Here is a 14,862-nt window from a genome sequence, read left to right on the forward strand (position 1 = left end):
AGCAGGCGGTCATCCGGCGCGAGGGCAAGACCGCCGTGGGACCGTCCCCGCGGGTGCGGGGAGCAGCTGGCCCAGGAGCTTCGGGAGCATCCCGAGGAGGGACCATCCCCGCGGGTGCGGGGAGCAGCGTCGTCTCCGCTCTCAGTGGTTGACGGTGGTGGGACCATCCCCGCGGGTGCGGGGAGCAGTGGGCGAGACGGATGCGGAAACCTCGGTTTGAGGGACCATCCCCGCGGGTGCGGGGAGCAGGTGGCGAGCTCGGTTGCGCGCGCCTCGGCCTGGGGACCATCCCCGCGGGTGCGGGGAGCAGCGGTTGGAGTGCGGGCCCACCCAATGCGCCTTGGGACCATCCCCGCGGGTGAGGGGAGCAGTACTGGTCGTTGCCGTCGAGGGCGACCTGGAGGGGACCATCCCCGCGGGTGCGGGGAGCAGTAGCTCTCGCCGGTCTCGGAGTCGGTGAGGTAGGGACCATCCCCGCGGGTGCGGGGAGCAGGATTCGTAACCCGTCAACCGAGCGCGTACAAGGGGACCATCCCCGCGGGTGCGGGGAGCAGGGCGTCATCTATGCATACAAGCACTGGGATTGGGGACCATCCCCGCGGGTGCGGGGAGCAGCGGGAAGCCCAAAGCTCCGGAATGAAGGTACCGGGACCATCCCCGCGGGTGCGGGGAGCAGATACCGGGCGACGCGCTCGGGGGTTCCGGTGAGGGACCATCCCCGCGGGTGCGGGGAGCAGGACGATCCGCCCGCCCGGGTCACGGTCACGTCGGGACCATCCCCGCGGGTGCGGGGAGCAGCGCCGCGAAGCAGCCGAGGGGTACCGGCACGAGGGACCATCCCCGCGGGTGCGGGGAGCAGAGCCCCACGGAATGACCTCCCCTGGGGCTCTGGGGACCATCCCCGCGGGTGCGGGGAGCAGCGCAGCATCATGCCGACCGTGGAGGAGGGCCTGGGACCATCCCCGCGGGTGCGGGGAGCAGAGGTGCCGCAGCAGTACGGCCCCTCCGGTGTCGGGACCATCCCTGCGGGTGCGGGGAGCAGGGCGAGACGTCCGAAGAGAGGAAAGGTGCCATGGGACCATCCCCGCGGGTGCGGGGAGCAGCGCTGTTGCTTGTAGCGCTTGCTCGCGGTGCGGGGACCATCCCCGCGGGTGCGGGGAGCAGAGGACTCCGGGCAGCTGCGGGTAGCGCAGCATGGGACCATCCCCGCGGGTGCGGGGAGCAGCCGTGCTGCGGCGCCTGGCGGTCGAGCACGAAGGGACCATCCCCGCGGGTGCGGGGAGCAGAGATTCCGTTGCAATGTCTCGTGATCTCAAAAGGGACCATCCTCGCGGGTGCGGGGAGCAGATGGGCCCCGACTGTCCTGGGTGAAGGGGAAGGGACCATCCCCGCGGGTGCGGGGAGCAGGCGGCCATCTTCAGGCCGTTGGCGATGGCGTAGGGACCATCCCCGCGGGTGCGGGGAGCAGGGTCTACGCCGACGCATTGTGGTCCAGCATTGCGGGACCATCCCCGCGCGGCTGGAGACGTGCTTTGTGCTGCGGGGGCTCGATCGCGGCGGTGCGCCGGGGCGGACGGTGGCCAGCGTGACGCCGCCCAGGACATTGGCCAGCTCGACATGGGCGCTCATCGGGTCAGCAGCAGTCCGCAGCCGTACGCCCGGCCGTGACCGATGCCTTGCGACATCGCGTCGACCAGAGCGGCGGGGTCGGTGACCGTGAGCGTGCCCCGGATCTCCGCGCGGGCTATGCGCAGGTCCTTGTGAGGACCGGGACTTGTGACAGCCGGAAGAATCCTTACAACCAGGGAGTCCTCCTCGGCGGTGGCGCCGATCCGGACGACGCCGTCGGGCCCTCTTCGCGGATCGCCCGTTGGCTGAAGGCGGCGCACGAACCAGTTCCGTACGTGGTCGGGTCGGGTGTGTGCCGTACGACGGCCGCGAGGGCGGTCGGGGGCCGGCGGTCCGGACGGGCGGCTGCGGGTAGGGCTGACGACGGTGCGGAAGGTCAGGGAGTCGCCGGCCCGGAGAGTGCGGTCGACCGTGATCACGTGCGGTTTGTCAGTGAGCGCTCCGCGCGGCATTCTCGCCCAGTCCCCCGGCACCCTGGACTGTACGACCAGGACAAGCACACCTTCCTTCAAGTCAACGGACCAGGTCGACAGCACCCCCATCTGGGCCCGGGCGTCGGGGTCTCCGTCCGCGACCCAGCCGCGGAAGCCGCTCATGACGGTGCGGTGCATGTCCTGGGCGTCGAGGAGGGACTTGGCGGTGTACGGGTGCCGGGCGTCCATGGTCAGCACACTGTGCGTGGCGACAAAGCGGGCAGCGGCAGGGGGCTTGGTCACGGGATGACGTCCCATTCGGTGGCGTTCTCGGCGATGGTGACGCGGGTCCGTGTCTCCCATCGCGTGGTGTGTGTACGAAAGTCCGTGTCGAAGGTGACGGGCTGGTCCTGTACGGGGGCCGCCGATGCGGTGCCCGGTGCTGCTTCGACCCAGGCCCAGGGCCGGGGCGAAGGCTGCGGCCCGACGCTGTGCGAAGGCAGCAGGGCGGTGGACTGGAAGGCTTCCTCGATAGTGCCGCTGCTGAGCGGTCCGGCCAGCGTGCCCGACGGCGGACAGGACTTGCGGCCCAGCCACAGCAGGCGCTTGGGGTGTTCCAGCGCTGAGGCGACGTCCTCGAGAAAGGCATGATCAGGGTGCTGCAGGGCGGCGACGAAGGCTGCGTCGGCCAGGTACCAGCGCTCGGTGACAAGCGCGTCCCGGGAGAGCTGCTTCGAGACCAGAACACCCGAGTCAGGTTCGGAGACAATGTACTTGGGGGCGCCGTACCAGCCGGCGAGTTCGTGGTGTCCGAACGCGGTGCCCTCTGAGTTCGAGATACTGGCGGCCAGGGCCGTCGCCCTGCGGTGATCGGTGATGACGTCCCGAGGGCGTACGGGGTACCGGCCGGCGCCGACGACGTGGTAGTCGCGGACGGGGGTGCCGGGATGGTCGGCACGGACCCCGAAGCGGACGGCCGCGAGCTCGCCCAGATCGTCGGCCCTGTCATGTCCCAGGGCCGCTGCGCACAGGCCGATCACCCCGGACTTCGTCGGACGGCTGTGGGTGTCGCGACGGGAGAACCGGGACACCAACCCCCAGGACTGCAGGGGGGCGGCGAGCCTGACGAGCAGGACGTGTGGGCTCACGCCGTCAGCTCCTCGACGGACTCCACGTCCTTGATGTCCAGGTCCTGCAGGACGGCGTGGATGGCCGGCTCGTAGGTGAGGACACGTCCAGCGGTGATGTCGTCGCGTCGGCTGCGGACGAAGTCGTGGTGGGTGAGGAGCCGCCGTACGGCGAGCTCTCCGGCCGGACCTCCGTCGGCGACCTCGTCGATGGGCCTTTGGAAGGCGGCCGCGTAGTTGAACGGGCGGTCTCCGTCGAAGGCGAGGACCAGGGCGGGCAGCGCGCCGGTGGAGGCGGTCGAGTTCTTCTTGGCCTGTGGGAAGGCGTTGACGAAGGCGTTGACAAACTCCGCCTCGGCGCCTGCGGCGGCGGACTCTGCATCCTGTTCGGACATGCCCGCGGCACGCAGGTTCTGCCGGAGTTTGAGGCGGTCGAGGACGGCGTGCCGGTAGAACGTGCCGGAGATGAGGGACTGGTAGCCGGTCATGCCGGCTCCGGAGTCGTCGGTCGCGTCGAGGAAGTCGAGGGCATTGCTCTTGCGGCTGAGCTTGGCGTCGTCGGCGGCGGCGTAGAAGTCGTCCGTGTGTTCGGCCTCGTGGACGGTAAACGCGTGACTGCTCTGGATCGCGCCGTCGACGTTCGGGGAGTCGGCGATCTCGGCGAGGAAGCGGCCGTAGAGCGCGATGTCGATCGCGTCGCGGGGCGCGAGCGCGGTCAGGACCGCGTTCCGGGTCGCTTTCGGAAGTGCGGGAAGCTTGGCAGCTTCTGTGTCCGCCTCGTCCATGCTCGCCTCGGCATCCTCCTCAGCGCTGTTCTTGCGCCGCCCCTTTGGCTTCTTACGGGCCGCTGCCGCCAGGGAGAGGGCGGTGTAGTTTTCCGCCCAGGCAGTGATGGATTCCCGTTCGGCATCGAGGTGTTCGGCAATGCGGTCGCCTGCGTCCTCTGGTGCGAAGAGCAGCACCTTGGTCAGGTTGGCGACCGTCTGCTTGGCCGGGTCGCCGAACTTGAGTCCGATGCCCTGCAGCACGGCACGTGCCGTCGCCAGGGCCTGCTCCTTGGGCCAGCCGTGCCCGGTCTCCAGGGCACGGGCGGTCATCGGCGCCCATTCGCGGGTACGGACGCCCATGGTGTGTCCGGCGAGCGGCCCCTTCTGAGCGTTGGCCCGGTCGCGCGAGTACACCCGCTCAGCGCGGCGGCGTGCCTGGCTGGTGATCATGTGCCGTTCCACGCCGCCGTAGACGATGGACTTGGGCGCACCGTTCTCGTCCCGTACGGGGAGGACAGCGACGAGCGTCTCCAGCACATGCAGGGAGAGAAATTGGTGCCCGGTCAGGGTGACTTGGGTGCTCACGTCAGTGTGTCCTTCGTCGTGGTCGTGGTGGCCTTGGTGTTCCTGGCGGTTCTCGGCGGTGCGTGGAAGTCGACGGCCCAGCGATAGCGGATGCGGGCCTGACGGTCGGTCCAGCGAGCCAGGTCGTCCGCGAGACGTGCCCACGACGGTGGCGGCTCCCCGCACGAGCGCAGCCGGGCGATGGTGTGCTGGAGGTGGCGCAGAGGAGGCCGACGACTCGAGACGATGCGGTCCATCAGCCGGCCGGCGCCAGCGTCGTCGGGCCCGCGCCCGATGCTGGAGCCGATCCGGCGGGCGGCATAGCCGAGGCTCCCGTAACCCCACGACGGATCTACGGCACCCCGGTGGTAAACGGCGAACAGGAACGCCACTTGCTCGAACACCTTGCGGCGTTCCTCATCGTTCCAGCCCGCTTTCCACCCCGCTTCGATGTGGGCGTTCTCGCTGATGCTCGGCCGACGAAGTTCCGCGAGCCTGCCGTAGTCGCGGCTGTTCACCAGGCCCACGAGCCACTGGGTGAGCTCCTGGCTGCGCGCGGGCTCGCGCGGCTCTGTGCCGTCGGCTGCCGCCGTCCGGACACCGGTCTCCGGCACGTCGGCGATCACTTGCGGTCCCCCTTCAGTTCGTCCGGTGCCTTGGCTCCGGTGAGGTCGTCCTCGAAGCGGCGGAGCGCCTGCGCATGCGCCTGGTATCCGCGTGAGTTCGCGGGCAGGGAGTCGAGCCGGTTACGCAGAAAGCGCCCCGCGGCCTCGGCGAGCACGGCCGCGTACTCGACGAGCGCCGCGTCCACCTGCTCGTCGTTCTCAGCCGCTGCCGTGTCGTCCAGCAGCATGTGGAAGGGTTCCTCGGTGTGGGCCCAGTGCTCCGGTCGCGCGTCGAACCGGGCGATCTGACCGCTCTTGTCGGCCGGTTTCGGGTTCGGGTACGTCACGGTCCAGGCGACGTACGCCGCCCGGGACAGGCTGGAGGCCAGGTACTCGGCCACGAGTGAACCCCGTTCGGCCGCGTACCTGAGGTCGCGCTCACGGCCCGGCACGAAGGGGAACGTGTCCGACACCCAGGTGACGGCCGTGGTCTGCTTGGCGATCAGTCCGACGGTCCAGAGGTTGAGCCGGCGGCCGCTGAGCCTGGCGAGGCGGTCGTAGAGGTCGGGCCCATGGTCCCGGTCCGCGACGGCGGCGTACAGGGCGTGCGCCTCGCGCCACAGGGCCCGGGACGCCGAGGGCCGCAGCGGCCTCGGCGTCCCGTTCGGCGCCTTGTCGTACACGGCGTCCTGCATGTGGTGAGGGGCCAGCGGTTCGAGGAGTTCACCGGCTGCCAGCAAGACGCGGTCGACGGCCGGCTGCCCATCCTCGGTGAGGGTGGGGCGCATGAGGATCGAGCGTCCGAGGACGGTGTGAAGGTCGGCCGGACCGTCCACCCGCCGTCCCGACGGCTTGGTCAGGAATCCCCGGCGGGGCTGGGGAGCCACCGTCCAGGTGCGGTTGAAGCGGCCCGGGGCGTCGTCGGTCGGTACGAGGTTGAGCCGCAAGGTGTCGCCGAGGGTGTCCCCGAGCGCGATGACGCGGATACGAGTGCCGAGACGTCCGGCGGCCAGATTGGTGAGCGTGGGTCCAAGGGTCTCCTTGCCGGAGATCCGGGCACGGCCGCCGGGTCCGTACGCGTGCTGCGTGAGCATCGCGCGGAAGGCGGCGTCGGCGGACAGCGGCGCCGGGTGCTCGAGGTGGTGGTGGTCGAAGAACTGGTTGTAGTCCCCGGCGTGTTCGATGACCAGCTGGGCGGGCCCTGCGCCGTGTTCGTCGAGATAGGGCGCCAGGAGGGCGTTCTGGCCCAACGGCTCGGTGGGGTGGAAGAGATCCCAATGCTGTTCGGGACGGCTGTCCAGCCAATCGGCCGCGTCGCTCAGCGGGCTGCTGTCGTGCACACGGCCAAGCCACTCGTCAACGGTCGCAGGACAGGTCCGCGAGGCGTAGCAGACAGCGAGAAGGTACTCGATCAGCGCGACCGACTCCCCCGCGGTCGTCCCCGAGACGGTGCGTAGCTCGTCCGCGTGCCGCAGAGCGTCGACCAGGGTGACCGAGGCGCTCTCCCCGCCGGTTGTCAGTGCTGGAATGCATGCTTGTCGTCGAGGGTCCCAGCAGGGACGTAACTCCCCTGCCGGAGACGGACGTATTTCGGACAGTGTCACCTGATCCGCACTCCAGTCACCACAGTTGTCTGATGAGATGCGGCAGGACCGTAGCACGTCGGATGAGGGCAAAGTGAGCGAATCCGAAGAACTCAACAGCTCCCATCAATGGTGTTGGGGGACAGTCCGCCTCCCCGACCACATGGCGCCAGGGGACGGACCCGTGTGGCATCCGCTCGTCGTCGAGATGGTCACCGCAGGCGCCATCATGCTCGAACTGTGGGACCAGGTGCTGAGCCCGGGACAACGGGCCGACGTCACGGAGGGCTTCGCGGCCAAGGACGAGCAGAACGCCCGCCTGGCGGCTGGATTCCTGGCAGGGGTCAGCCGCCTCGGCCACGCCTGCCCGTCGCACATGGTCTCGTTCGGCGCGGGGCTGCGCCCCTCCCCCGCACTCGAAAAGGCCCGAGCCGACTGGCAGGAGCAGGCGCTGCACGCAGGCCTGCCGCTGCCACCGGCCGGGGCCCGGGTCCGCCACGCGGATCCTGAGCACATCACGGCGGCGGTACTGCCGCGGCTGACGGGATGCGACTGCGCGGACCACGTCGACGGCGAGCGCTGCCGAACCATAGAACACCAGGGCCTCTACGCGGTGGCGTACGCCCTCAACCGGCATGGCACGGACGTCCTCCACGCCGACAACGTCGCCAAGGCCTACCGGGCGACCGGCGGCCCCGCTTGGGACGCGGTCCGCGCCCTCCTGGTGGACGCCGTTGCCCGCCACGTAGGGCTCGACGCACGGAGCCTTCCAACCCTGATCCGGCCGACGGATCCCGCGCGCCTGACAGTCTTCAGCGGCCTTGTCGCCCAGAGCAGCGGGCTGGCCCGTGGGGACGCCTCCCGTGGCTTCGCCTCCCCTCACGACACGTGGGAGGCAGTGTCGGACGGAGCACGGCTGAACGCACGGGAGGCGGTAGCACGGATCAGGGTGACCGGCTGACAGCCGCCGGGCGGCTGTGGTCCCCACGCAGCGGGGCTGATGCCGCTTCAGTCGCCACAAGGGCCATCTCCGCAGACGCGGAGCGAATGGAGCGCGGCTAGCTACGGCGAGCCGATCGTAGTGGGCGCGGTGCTCAGTGACCAGGTCTTTCTCGTTGCTCCGCCCACGGAAACGCGGTTGCCGTCGGCGCACTCGTCGTGGCGATCATCGCAGCGGCGGGACAGTTCATGCAGTAGAGGTGCCGCGCCAGGCACGGGACCCGGTCGCGACCGGAGAGAACACACCCGATGCCCGTCGACGGCTCGGTCGTGCTCCTCAGGTCCACAGCCTGCCCCGCCCGCACGGACGGGGCAGGCCGACAACCGGTCGGCAGTCGGCAGACAAACTGTGTCCGTCCGCATCAGCACGAAGCGGGTGCCCAGTCTCATCTGGGCCCCGACCCGCGACAGCCTGCTTGGCACAGGCTCAATCGGCCGCGCTCTGTCCCGCGGCCTCCGCGGTCTGGCGCAGACGAAGCGTCACCGCGGCAGTCCCGGCGGGGCCGCCGAAGGCAACCAGGGGCTGCGAGGCCCCTCGGACGCTGCAGGACGGCAGTACTCCGAGGGACGTCAGGGAGGCCGCGGTGACCAGCCGCATCACTTCTTCGCCTGTGTGGAAGTCCCAGAGGCGCAAAGTGGTATCGCTCAGGCCGGCGCTGACGATCAGAGGACCGGAGTCGGGCGGCCGGACGATACCGAGGGCGGATACCGGCCCGTCGTGCCCGGCCGAGAGCGTGAACGCCTCCTTCCCCGGAGTGTCCGGTGCCCACAGGTGAACTCTGCCATCCGTTCCCCCGGCGGCCAGATACCACTCGTCCTCCCTGTCCCCCGGACAGACGGCAAGGGACTCCACAGCGCCGATCCGGCCCGGCCATTCGTCATGCGGCGCCCGCAAGGGGCGGCACAGCAGGACGTCTTGATCGGCGGCGACAGCCAGAACGCCGCCCGTGGCCAGGGGCAGGTGCGCCAGCGCGCGGATGGGCCCCCCGCTTCCCCCACCGTGACGCCACCCCAGAACCTCGCCGGTGGCCAGGTCGCAGTACGCGATCGAGCCGCGGCTCGTCCCCACAGCCAGTACGGTCCGTGCGCCGTCGGCAAAGGCAGTGAACGCAGTGGGACAGTCCTCTGTCGACGTCCAGGCGTTCATCGTCACCCACTCACTGCTCCAGCAGCCGACTGTTCCGTCCGGCAGTCCGACGACGACCGTTGTGAAGCCGTCCGGCGCTGTGTGCGTGGCGAGGGCCGTCACCGGGCCGTCGACTCCTGTGCGGGGCAGGTCGATGGTGCTCGTGACCTCGCCGGTGTCGGCCGATCGCACGACGAGGTTCCGGTCGGGGCCGACCGAGACGAGCTGGGCCGGCCCGGGGCTGCCGGGCAACACCGCGAGCAGCGTTCCCCCGACGGACCTGGAGCGCGGCCGCACGGTTCGCCGCTTCCATGCCTCGGCGTTCCAGACACGAACGGTCCGGTCGAGCGAGCCGGAGACCAGAACCTCGACTCCCTCGGGGCCCTGTACGACGGCGAGCCCGGTCACTTCGCTCGTGTGGTCGGTGGGGAACCGGCAGGTCTCCTCCCCCGTTTCGGGATCCCACAGCTGCACGGCGCCGTCGTCGCAGCCGAGCGCGAGCAGGGTGCGGGAGCCCGGCTGCTGGTAGGGCGTCAGTACGGATGCGGCCTGCCAGATCGTGCGGTGTGGTCGTTCCGTACCGGCCAGGGCATCCCAGAATCTGACCCCACGACCCGGCGTTCTCGTAGCCACAGCGAGCAAGGGGCTGCCATGTCCTTCGTCGATCATTGCGAGTGCGGAGACGTCCTGCCCCAGCCCTGGCACCGTGCACACCGGTTCGAGGGAGACGCCGTCGAGAACGGCGACGGCGTCCGCGCTGTGCACGGCGAGGAGCGTGCGGCCTCCGGGAAGCTCCAGGACGGCGAGTGCGTTCACCGGGACGTTCCTGGTTGCCGCGTCGGCAGCCAGGACGGTCTCGGTCAGGGGATCGCACAGGACGAGACCGCCCGACGTACCGATCGCTAGCAGCGCTCTCCCGTCCCTGTCGGTGTACGAGGCCATGCAGTGCACGGATGCCGTGACCGGCAGTTGTGCGTACCGGCCGCTCAGCGGGTCGCACGTCCACGCGCCGTCGTCGCCGCCCACGGCCACCAAAGGCTCGCCGGACAGGTGCGGTACCACGGCCAGAGCCCGCACCGATGGGCCCGGCCCCTGAATCGGTGGGCCGAGGGCAGTCACGGTGGAGGGATCCCACACCTGCACGGTGCCGTCGTCGCCGCCCACGGCGACCAGCGATGTGCCGTCCCGCAGGGTGAAGGACACGAGAGAGCGGACGTCCGTGTCCGACCTTGCCAGGACATTGCCCGGCACTGCGAGGTCCTTCCAGCGCGGCTGGAGATTCCCCGGGACCGAACCGCCGGTCGTGGGCGTACGCGGACGACGGACACCATCCGGCTCCCACAGCGAGAAGCGCAGGCTCTCCGCACGTGCGAGGGGCGGTGCGTCGGCCAGGAAGGGTTCGATCCGCGTCCACGCGAAAAGGCACGTCGTGTCCTCGGCGTGCTCTGACAGAAGCCCGAGCGCCCCCCGCACGTTCCCGCTCGTCTCGTAGGGGAGGAACTTCTCGGTGACGACGCGGTCGTTCAGCACGCCTCCGGCTGCCGCGTGCTGCACGAGATGGTGACACAGGTACGGATGCGGCGGGCCGTTCTTCGCCTCCTGCAGGTTGCTGAAGGCAATGGCCAGCCGCCGATGATCTTCCCCGACGGCATCCGCCCCAGCCGCCTCGAGCGGCCTGGATGTCGTGGCGTCACCGAGGAGGACATGCGGAGTCGCACGCAGCACGTCGCTGATGCGTGCGTGAATGGGCCGATAGACGAACCTGCCGTCCTCGACGCCTTTCGTCAGATATCCGGCCAGCCGGGTCAGTTGTACCTGTCGGATCACCGTCTCAGGAGCGAGGGCGTCGTCTTCCGCCAGAGCCGCCAGCGCACACGGCCACACTTCGGCCCACGGCAGACCTGCTCCTTGGGCAAGTGCCGTGGCCCGCAGCGCTTGGACGACCAGCTCTGCTGGCAGGCCGGTGTTGCTCTGCACCTCCTCCAGGTCCTGCCGCAGCAGTTCCTGTGTCCCCTGACGCAGGGTATGCCGCCATTCCGGATCGTCCGGGTTCGGGAGCCGGCCGCTTATGTGGAGTGCCTCGGCGGCGAGGCGGGCGTCCAGGAATGAGGGCGCCACCTCCTCCGCCACGACGGCCGCGAGCTCGTCCAGTCTGCGGGCGTCCGGATGGGCCAAGGCATCGTCACGCTCGAACAGGTCTCCCAGCAGCGAGCGCGTGTACGCGGCGATGTCCTCTGTGGTACCGGCGTCCGTCCGCAGGGGTTCGCCGGAGTCTGTGGAGCGGACCAGCAGGTTCAGCAGGTCCGATGTCCGGTCCTGCGCAGGACGCAGTCGGCCCTCTGCTCCTGCGTGCGCGCTGCGGATACCCAGAAGCATCCGGACGACGGGCTGACCGTCGTCCGTCCACTGCTCGGCCAGCGGGCGGACGAGGTCGGTGATGATCCTCGTGGGATTCTTCGCCTCGTCGATCCCGTCGATGACGATCGTCAGGGGCCGGTCCTCGCGGCGGACGGTGTTCAGCGCGCGGTCGAGAAGCTGGTCGAGCGGGCTGAACCCTTGGTGCCTCGAGGGCGGGTGACCGGTGAGTGCGGTGTACAGCGCTGCTGTCAGCTCGTCGGCGTCTGCGTTGCGGGCGAGCACCGCGGCGTCGACGGATCCCTCCGGCACGAGGAGGTCGGACGGTATCTGGTCGATGAAAGTGCGGTAAGTCTCGTTCTCCCTGAACTGCCGATCGCTGAGGGTGACCGCCCGGGCGAGCAGAGCTGACTTTCCTGAGCCGGCCTCACCGGTGACGATGAGCGTGCTCTCCTCCCCCGCGAGGAACTCGGTGATGCGTCGTACCTGCGCTGCCCGACCGGTGAAATACCAGTCGGCCCCGCCATGGGAGGGCTGACCGGAAGCGCGGGAGCGCCAGTACGAGTCCAACTCGGCGGGACTCCACGCCACGGCGCTGCGGGCCTTGCCCACGAGGGCGGACTGCGGCTTGTATCCCGGGTTGGGAAGACAGGGGCTGGGCTGCTGGTGGTCTTTGTTCCGCTGCGGCGACTCCTCTTCCGGCCACAGGGTTTGAACGTTGGCCATGAACGAGGGCTCGAAGACCGTGGTCATGGCGGCAAAGAAGTTCTGGAAGCTGAGATGCGGAAGTGCGTACCCGGCGGCTTCGTCCCTGAAGTGGTCCATCATCGCCTGCAGGAGGCCGGAGAACTCCCCCAGGCGGGGTGACGTGTACTCACTTGCCGAAGCCAGGACGACAAGAGAGTGCAGACCGCGTCGCTCGTCGTTGAGGGCTGCGAGTCGCCGACTCAAATCCTTGCGCAGCACTCCCGAGAAGCATGAGTCGACCATCACGAGGACATGTGTGGCGCGGGAGTCCAGGACAGCCGTGACCAGATCGGCGGTCTGGAAGGCAGTGCTCAGGACCCGGTCCCGGTCGGAGTCGGGCAGAAGCAGGAAGTGGACTTCGGAGTTACGGCTCACGCCGTGACCCGTAATGTAGACGACGAGGACTTCGTCGTCGTCCGCGTCCTCCAGCTTCTCCTCATCCAGGAAGCAGCGCAGATCGTGAACCGTGCGCAGATTCTTGGGCCTCACCGGGTCGAAGCGACGCTCCTCGTCGATTGTGCCGTCGGCCCACCACTCCTCGACGACGGCCACTTGGGCCTCGATGCCTCTCCTGAAGTTCTCCTGGTCGTCCGGTGTGCTGTAGTCGCCATCGTCGTACTCCGAGATTGCGATCTCGACGAGACGCTTGGTGCCCCACTCGGGAGCAGCCGACTGGCTCACCGCACGTCGCCGGCAATGGCGCGAGCGACCGCAGCGGTTCGCAGGTAGGTCAGGGCCTTGTGCGGATCAACCAGGCCGTTGCGGACTTCTGCGTCCGTAATTCCCGACGACGTGCCGTTCAGGCCCCGGCCTCCGGTGATGAAGTCTCCGGGATCGAAGGCGTTGACCCACTCGATGTCACCAGGCAGCTTCAGAGGCTCGCCGTCGGCGATGCCCAGCCCACGCCGTACCGAGGGGATTGCCAACGGGGAACCGCATGTCACAAGCGTGCGCACCCGGGCCATCCCATTCGGAGGGATCTCGCCCCGGCACAGCAGGTCGTAGGCGATCACGCTGCCCAACGAGTGTCCTACGACTACGAACGTGTCCTCGCCGAAGGCCTCGGCGACCAGGGTCCGGACCCGTGCGGCGAGCTCCGGCTCGTACAGGTAGAACCGCACCTCCCGCATCGCAGACACGAAGAGCTTGCCTCCGCCCCGGGGAAAGCGCTGGTCGTATGCCATCACCAGACGAGTCAGACGGGCGGGCCAGAGCCGTGGCAAACCCAGTGTCTGCAGATCCAGTTCCTCGACACGTGCCAGGTATTCCCCGTGGACGACTTCCTCGAGTGCCCCGGCGACGAACTCGGCTTCCTCCTCGCTCAAGGGCACCGTGGTGTCGAAGGGATCGTCCTCGGGCCCGAGGCGGTCCGCCCCTCGTGCCAGGAGGCTTGTCCAATGGGGCAGTTCCAGGTCGCCCGTAGCGATCCCCGGCCGCTTGATCCCGTCGAGACCGCGGTTGATCGCCTTGCCCCATTCGGATGTCAGCCGTGCCCCCGACGTCCTCGACTGCCGAATGCCGTGTACCCCAACGATGCGCGCCACAACCGTGATTCCCCCACCTACATGCCGTTTGGTCAGGCAACGAGAGTAGTGCGACTGTGCTCGACGGGCTTGCCCTCGCACCGACAGGGGCCGCATTTAGGGCGGAGTGCTACCGTGTGGCTGCTGCACCTGCGGCGATGAAGTCAGCGGGCTCCGATCTGTAGCCTTTCCCAGACCCACTGAGCACATACATCGCACCTCGCCCTTCTCCCTGAACGGGGGATGACCCCGGCGGCTACTTCGCCATAAACGCACAGATGCTGTGCATCCCGCACCCGCGGGGATGGTCCCGCATGTACGACCTGCCGCCTGACCTGCCACGCCTGCTCCCCGCACCCGCGGGAATGGCCCCCAGGAGTACCAGCTCACCATCGATGCCCTCGTCTGCTCCCCGCACACGTGGGGATGGTCCCCTCGTCATCTGAGTCAAGGCCGCTGGCGAAATCTGCTCCCACAACCGTGGGGATGGTCCCTTCCGCGCCACCATGGACATCTTCCTGCTGGACTGCTCCCTGCACCCGCGGGGATGGGCCCAGCGTGCCCTGGCCCGGGGGTTTGAAGGGGCTCTGCTCCCCGCACCTGCGGGGATAGTCCCGACGCAAAGTTCCTGGACACCAACCGCCGGTCCTGTTCCCCGCACCCGCGGGGATGGTCCCTGTCCGGAGTGATGTACTCGGGAACGGTTCCGCTATTCCCCGCGCCCGCGGGAATGTCCCCATCGCCGAGGAGACGCAGTCGGGCATCTATCACTGCTCCCCGCATAGTCGCGGCCTGCTCCCCGCACCCGCGGGAATGGTCCCGGCGTCGTGGATCTCCGCCGGAATCGTGGGCGCTGCTCCCCGCACCCGCGGGAGGGATGGTCCCCCCGAGCGGAACCGGTACCTGATCTACGTGGCCTGCTCCCCGCAACCGCGGGGATGGTCCCGAGGTCGACACCGTCCGCGCCCGCTACGGCCTCTGCTCCCCGCACCCGCGGGGATGGTCCCTCGGCGGGCACTCCTTGGAGGCCGCCGCCTCCCTGCTCCCCGCACCCGCGGGGATGGTCCCGAGGGAACCACCCCGCTCAGCCCGGACGTACGCTGCTCCCCGCACCCGCGGGGATGGTCCCGACCCCTGGCCCAGGGCCCAGTACGACGCGATCTGCTCCCCGCACCCGCGGGGATGGTCCCTTCCGGGCGTCGGCCTCCCTCTTCGCCGGGCACTGCTCCCCGCACCCGCGGGGATGGTCCCCTGATCTACGCGGCAGGTACCACGGTTCTGCCCTGCTCCCCGCACCCGCGGGGATGGTCCCGGTGAAGCGGTTCGCGTGGCGCTGCAGGTCGTCTGCTCCCCGCACCCGCGGGGATGGTCCCCCGTCGAAGGGTGTCGTGATCGAGTCCGTGGCCCTGCTCCCCGCACCCGCG

Annotated in this window: 8 protein-coding genes and 2 CRISPR repeat arrays (2 of these 10 running past the window's edge); of the genes, 1 reads left to right on the forward strand and 7 read right to left on the reverse strand. The window is 69.4% G+C overall.

Annotated features, from left to right (window positions below; genetic code table 11):
• Window positions 1-1,468: direct repeats of the CRISPR family, unit length 29 nt; unit sequence GGGACCATCCCCGCGGGTGCGGGGAGCAG; it begins 205 nt to the left of the window's first position.
• 157 nt (window positions 1,469-1,625) lie between these two features.
• The 5 genes from ACZ7L9_RS34525 to casA are packed head-to-tail and all read right to left on the reverse strand — an operon-like array spanning window position 1,626 to window position 6,709.
• A complete protein-coding gene (locus ACZ7L9_RS34525; RefSeq protein ID WP_471421487.1) occupies window positions 1,626-2,345 on the reverse strand; it encodes a type I-E CRISPR-associated protein Cas6/Cse3/CasE in 720 nt (239 codons plus the stop codon).
• The gene (gene cas5e / locus ACZ7L9_RS34530) at window positions 2,342-3,190 is read right to left on the reverse strand and encodes a type I-E CRISPR-associated protein Cas5/CasD (protein WP_471421488.1); all 849 of its coding nucleotides are present in this window, start codon (window positions 3,188-3,190) and stop codon (window positions 2,342-2,344) included. The genes ACZ7L9_RS34525 and cas5e overlap by 4 nt, the downstream gene beginning before the upstream one ends.
• Window positions 3,187-4,521 carry a type I-E CRISPR-associated protein Cas7/Cse4/CasC gene (locus ACZ7L9_RS34535; protein ID WP_471421489.1) on the reverse strand — a complete coding sequence of 445 codons (1,335 nt, stop codon included), beginning with the start codon at window positions 4,519-4,521 and terminating at the stop codon, window positions 3,187-3,189. The genes cas5e and ACZ7L9_RS34535 overlap by 4 nt, the downstream gene beginning before the upstream one ends.
• Window positions 4,518-5,126, reverse strand: coding sequence for a type I-E CRISPR-associated protein Cse2/CasB (gene casB / locus ACZ7L9_RS34540; protein WP_471421490.1), 609 nt, complete (start codon window positions 5,124-5,126; stop codon window positions 4,518-4,520). Before casB ends, ACZ7L9_RS34535 begins: the two co-directional genes overlap by 4 nt.
• The gene (gene casA, locus ACZ7L9_RS34545; RefSeq protein WP_471421491.1) at window positions 5,123-6,709 is read right to left on the reverse strand and encodes a type I-E CRISPR-associated protein Cse1/CasA; all 1,587 of its coding nucleotides are present in this window, start codon (window positions 6,707-6,709) and stop codon (window positions 5,123-5,125) included. Before casA ends, casB begins: the two co-directional genes overlap by 4 nt.
• 163 nt (window positions 6,710-6,872) lie before the next feature.
• Here casA and ACZ7L9_RS34550 point away from each other — a divergent pair, with 163 nt between their 5' ends.
• Window positions 6,873-7,649 carry an HD domain-containing protein gene (locus ACZ7L9_RS34550; RefSeq protein WP_471421492.1) on the forward strand — a complete coding sequence of 259 codons (777 nt, stop codon included), beginning with the start codon at window positions 6,873-6,875 and terminating at the stop codon, window positions 7,647-7,649.
• 465 nt (window positions 7,650-8,114) lie between these two features.
• On the opposite strand, the gene ACZ7L9_RS34555 is transcribed toward ACZ7L9_RS34550, so the two are convergent.
• Both ACZ7L9_RS34555 and ACZ7L9_RS34560 read right to left on the reverse strand, forming a co-directional pair.
• A complete protein-coding gene (locus tag ACZ7L9_RS34555; RefSeq protein WP_471421493.1) occupies window positions 8,115-12,596 on the reverse strand; it encodes an AAA family ATPase in 4,482 nt (1,493 codons plus the stop codon).
• Window positions 12,593-13,555, reverse strand: coding sequence for an alpha/beta hydrolase family protein (locus tag ACZ7L9_RS34560; RefSeq protein WP_471421494.1), 963 nt, complete (start codon window positions 13,553-13,555; stop codon window positions 12,593-12,595). Before ACZ7L9_RS34560 ends, ACZ7L9_RS34555 begins: the two co-directional genes overlap by 4 nt.
• Window positions 13,556-14,355: 800 nt before the next feature.
• A CRISPR array of direct repeats spans window positions 14,356-14,862; the repeat unit is 29 nt; unit sequence CTGCTCCCCGCACCCGCGGGGATGGTCCC; it runs 316 nt beyond the window's last position.

It is taken from the genome of Streptomyces sp. NPDC111516 (assembly GCF_055635345.1).

Coding starts and splice junctions, on each gene's coding strand:
- ACZ7L9_RS34560 (WP_471421494.1), bottom strand. CDS start 13,555: ATGCGGCCCCTGTCGGTGCGAGGGCAAGCCCGTCGAGCACAGTCGCAC.